A 4,649-nucleotide genomic window follows, 5' to 3' on the forward strand; every position below is an offset into this window, starting at 1 on the left:
GTTGACGGTCTTGGCCTCGACCAGCTTCACGACCTCGGCCACCTGGGCCGGGGTGATGGGCAGCTCGTCGAGGGCGACGCCACGCTCCTTGGCCTTCTCGCTGAGGTAGGCCACCCACCAGGAGCGGGCCTCGTTGGCGGAGGCGCCTGCCTCGACGGTCGCGATGATCAGCTCGAGCGCGCCCGCGTTGACCACGTCGCGCATGACCTCGTCGGACACCCCCCAGTCGGCCTGGATGCGGGCGCGGCGCAGCCACGGGTACTCGGGGATGGTTCCGCGCAGCTCCTCGATCCACTCGGCGGCGGGCGCGATGGGCTCGAGGTCGGGCTCGGGGAAGTAGCGGTAGTCCTCGGCGGTCTCCTTGCGCCTGCCCGGCGAGGTGGTGCCGTCGGTCTCGTGGAAGTGCCTGGTCTCCTGGACGATGCTGCCGCCGGAGGCCAGCACCGCGGCCTGGCGGCGCATCTCGTAGCGCACCGCGACCTCCACGCTGCGCAGCGAGTTGACGTTCTTGGTCTCGGTCCTGGTGCCGAATTCCCTCGCGCCGACCGGCATCAGCGAGACGTTGGCGTCGCAGCGCAGCGAGCCCTGCTCCATCTTCACGTCGGAGACGCCGAGCGACTTGAGCAGGTCGCGCAGCGCGGTGACGTAGGCGCGGGCGACCTCGGGGGCCCGCTCGCCCGCGCCGGTGATCGGCTTGGTGACGATCTCGATCAGCGGCACGCCCGCGCGGTTGTAGTCGAGCAGCGAGTGGCTCGCGCCGTGGATGCGGCCGGTGGCGCCGCCGACGTGCACCGACTTGCCGGTGTCCTCCTCCATGTGCGCGCGCTCGATGTCGACGCGGAACACGCTGCCGTCGTCGAGCACCACGTCGAGGTAGCCGTCGGTGGCGATCGGCTCGTCGTACTGGCTGATCTGGTAGTTCTTCGGCTGATCGGGGTAGAAGTAGTTCTTGCGCGCGAACCGGCCCCACGGGGTGATCGAACAGTTCAGCGCCAGGCCGATGCGGATGGCCGACTCGACGGCCTTCTCGTTGACCACCGGCAGCGAGCCCGGCAGGCCGAGGCAGACCGGGCACACCTGGGTGTTCGGCTCGGCGCCGAACTCGGTCGGGCAGCCGCAGAACATCTTGGTCGCCGTGGAGAGTTCGACGTGGACCTCCATGCCGAGCACCGGCTCGTACCGGGCGACGACATCGGCGTATTCCATCAGCTCGACCGTGGGTGCGCTCATGCAGGACAGTCTAGGTAAGCCCGCCCGCACGCCCGTCACGACCTCCTGGGCTGCCCGCCCGGCTCACTTCGGCGGCACGCGACCGGCCAGCCAGTCGGTGACGAAGGCGAGCACCTGCGGGTCGACGGTGGTCTCGATGGTGGCGTATTCGTCGAGGTTACCGGTGTTCGCGGGCTGCATCAGGTGATTGGCCTCCGGGAAGACGTGCACCGTGGCGTCGGTCCCGGTGAGCAGGTCGCGCGCGGGCTGCTCGTTCTGCGCGGCGGGCACCTGCAGGTCCTTGCCGCCGAAGAAGGCCAGCACCGGGATGCGCAGCGCCGAGAGCGCGGGCGCCGGGTCGTAGTTCACGAACGACGCGTAGTAGGGCGTGATCGGGCTGCCCGCCTGCGCCGCGGATTCGCGTGCCTCCTCGGGCAGGTCGGCGAGCGAACGCTCGTAGACGGCGCGGGCGCCGTCCAGATCGCCCGCACGCAGCAGCCCGACCATCTCGGTGGTCTGGGCGACCTGCGCGTCGATCTGCTCCGGGGGTGTGCCGCTCGCGGCGAGGATGAGACGGCTCTGCTCGATGAGCACCGCGCCGCCGTCCACCGAGGGGCCCGCCATCAGCACGGCGAAGGCGACGCCGCTGTCGGGGCGCGCGGCGACCAGCGGGGCGAGATAGCCGCCCTCGCTGTGGCCGAACAGGCCGATGCGCGCAGGGTCGATGTCGGCGCGGCCGCGCAGGAAGTCGATGCCCGCCTCGACGTCGCTCGCCAGGTCGTCGTAGGAGGAGGTGTTCAGATCGCCGCCGGTGCCGCCGACGCCGCGATCGTCGGTGCGCAGGACCGCGTAGCCCGCGCGGGTGAGGGTGTCGGCGATCAGCAGGAAGGGCTTGTGGCCGAACAGTTCCTCGTCGCGGGTCTGCGCGCCGCTGCCGGTGATCAGCACGACCGCGGGGAACGGTCCCTCGCCCTCGGGCAGGGTGAGCGTGCCCGCGATGTCGAGATCGCCGTTGGTGTAGGAGACGTCCTCGGCGCGGTACGGGAACGGCGGCTGCGGCTCCTGCGGGCGGGCGAGCGGGGCTGTCGGGCCCTCCTCGAGCGTCAGCGGGAAACTCTGGCCCATCTGGGTGAATTCACCGCCGATGCGGCCGGTGGCCTCGTCCAGCGCGCCCTTGAAGGTCGGGTCGCCGGGGATGTCGGGCAGGACGAAGCCGACGTCGGCGGGATCGGTGCGCACTTCGCCCAGCTCGACTCCGTTCAATCCCTGGACCGGGATGTCGATGGTGGCCGAGTCCGATCCGGTGAAGTGCACGCCGATCTCCAGCGGGGAGCCGGGCACTTCGATGGTTCCGTGCCACTGCCCCGAGATCGGATCCGGGCCGTCGGATCCGGCGGAGCAGGCCGTGACGGCGAACAGTGCGGTGACCAACGCGAGAATGAGGTGACCGGGGCGCATGTGCCGCACCCTACCCGCGGTCCCGCCGCCCGCACGTCACTCCACGGTCGCCCCGGAGTCCGCCTCGGGGATGAGACGGATCTCCTGGCGCCGGTAGGGGTTCGCGCGCGGGCAGCCCGATGCCGCCGGTGAGCGGCGGGATGGCGGCCTCAGCCGAAGAACGCCTTCGCTTCCCGGTAGCGGTCCTCGGGAACACGCTTGAGCTGCTTGGTCGCCTCCGACAGCGGCACCAGTTCGATGGCGGTGCCGTGCAGGGCGACCATCTTGCCGAACTGGCCCGCGTGCACCGCCTCGGCGGCATGCAGGCCGAAGCGGGTGGCCAGCACCCGGTCGTAGGGGGTGGGGCTGCCGCCGCGCTGCACGTGGCCGAGGACGGTGGTGCGCACCTCCTTGCCGATCCTGCGCTCGATCTCGGCGCCGAGCTGCTGGGCGACGCCGGTGAAGCGTTCGTGGCCGAACTCGTCGATACCGCCCTCGCGCAGCGCGAAACCGGAATCCGGCGCCGGGTGCGAGCCCTCGGCGACCACGCAGATGAAATGCTTGTCGCCGCGCTGGAACCGGCGCTTGATGAGGTTGCAGACCTCGTCGACGTCGAAGGGTTCCTCGGGCACCAGGGTCAGGTGCGCGCCCGCGGCCATGCCGGAGTTGACCGCGATCCAGCCGGCGTGCCTGCCCATGACCTCGACCAGCATCACGCGCTGATGGGATTCGGCGGTGGTGTGCAGGCGGTCGATGGCCTCGGTGGCGATGCTCAGCGCGGTGTCGTGACCGAAAGTGACGTCGGTGCAGTCGATGTCGTTGTCGATGGTCTTGGGGACGCCGACCACCGGCACCCCTTCGTCGGAGAGCCAGCTGGCGGCGGTCAGGGTGCCCTCGCCGCCGATCGGGATGAGTGCGTCGATGCCGTTGTCGTCGAGGGTCTGCTCGATGCGGCGCAGACCCGCGCGCAGCACGTCCGGGTTGGTGCGTGCGGTGCCGAGGATGGTGCCGCCCTTGTTGAGCAGCCGGTCGGTGCGGTCGTCGTTGTGGATGGTGATCCTGCGGTCCTCGAGTAGACCGCGCCAGCCGTCCTGGAATCCGACGATCGCGTCACCGTAGCGGCCGTTCGCGGTGCGAACGATCGCGCGGATCACCGCGTTCAGCCCTGGACAGTCTCCGCCTCCGGTCAAGACTCCGATGCGCATGGCCGCTATCTTGCCCCGCCCGGGCGGATTCGCCCAGCCGCGCCCCTGTGAACCCTGGGTAACGTCCCCGCTCCGGTGCGCGGGCTCACGCCGGGCAGCGACCGCCCATCAGTTCGTCGAGGTGGTCGGCGACCAGCGCGGCCAGGTCGTTCAGCGCGTTCATCCCGTCGGCGAAGGTGCCGGAGGCCGGTTCGGCGGCCACGGCCACCGCGATCCGCCCGCCGGGGCCGTCGATGATGCCCAGCTGGCGGACCAGGTAGTTGCCCGAGGCGTCCGGGCCCCAGCCGCCCTTGAAGTCGGCGCCGGTCACCGTGCCGAGTCCCCACTGGTGGTCGGGGATGATCCGGCCCATCAGCTCGAGCACCGTCTCCGCACCGGGCAGGCACGGCAGCTGGGCGGTGAAGCGGACCTGCTGGTCCAGCGACCACTCGGACTGACCGAATGCCGAGTGCTCGGCGCGCGGCCTGGTGGCGGGCACCGCGGTGGTGCTGTCGCCCGCTTCCCTCAGCACCTCCTCGATCGCCTGCGCGGCCTGTTTACCGCCGCCGAGGCTCTGCCAGAGCGCGTCGGCGGCGGTGTTGTCGGAGGAGGTGATGGCCATGGTCATCGAGTAGGTCGACACGCTCGCGTCGGCGCGCTCGGCGGCGATCACCAGCGGCACCTTCATCGTCGACCAGGCCGGGCCGCCGGTCCAGTCGCCGAGGATCACCGGGCGCGCGCCCCCCCCCCGCAGCACCGCCCCCCCCCCCCCCCCCCCCACCAACCCCATCAACAAAACGGAAAAGGCGGGCCGCCAAA

4 protein-coding genes are annotated in these 4,649 nt (G+C 71.1%); all 4 read right to left on the reverse strand.

Going from position 1 to position 4,649, the window contains the following annotated elements; translation table 11 throughout:
* A partial coding sequence (gatB, locus tag QH283_RS00395; RefSeq protein ID WP_280501028.1) for an Asp-tRNA(Asn)/Glu-tRNA(Gln) amidotransferase subunit GatB occupies positions 1-1,230 on the reverse strand: 1,230 nt, incomplete at its 3' end.
* A 63-nt stretch (positions 1,231-1,293) separates the two neighbouring features.
* Complete coding sequence (locus QH283_RS00400; protein ID WP_280501029.1) at positions 1,294-2,667, reverse strand: alpha/beta hydrolase family protein; 1,374 nt, start codon at positions 2,665-2,667, stop codon at positions 1,294-1,296.
* 149 nt (positions 2,668-2,816) lie between these two features.
* Complete coding sequence (locus QH283_RS00405) at positions 2,817-3,851, reverse strand: ATP-dependent 6-phosphofructokinase (protein WP_280501030.1); 1,035 nt, start codon at positions 3,849-3,851, stop codon at positions 2,817-2,819.
* Between the two features lie 85 nt (positions 3,852-3,936).
* A partial coding sequence (locus tag QH283_RS00410; RefSeq protein ID WP_432420632.1) for a hypothetical protein occupies positions 3,937-4,649 on the reverse strand: 713 nt, incomplete at its 5' end.

This window comes from Nocardia farcinica (assembly GCF_029867845.1).
Taxonomy (GTDB): domain Bacteria; phylum Actinomycetota; class Actinomycetes; order Mycobacteriales; family Mycobacteriaceae; genus Nocardia; species Nocardia farcinica_A.

What these genes read in the sequence shown, in the direction of transcription:
- QH283_RS00405 (WP_280501030.1), bottom strand. Translation starts at nt 3,851, where the DNA reads ATGCGCATCGGAGTCTTGACCGGAGGCGGAGACTGTCCAGGGCTGAAC.
- QH283_RS00400 (WP_280501029.1), bottom strand. Translation starts at nt 2,667, where the DNA reads ATGCGCCCCGGTCACCTCATTCTCGCGTTGGTCACCGCACTGTTCGCC.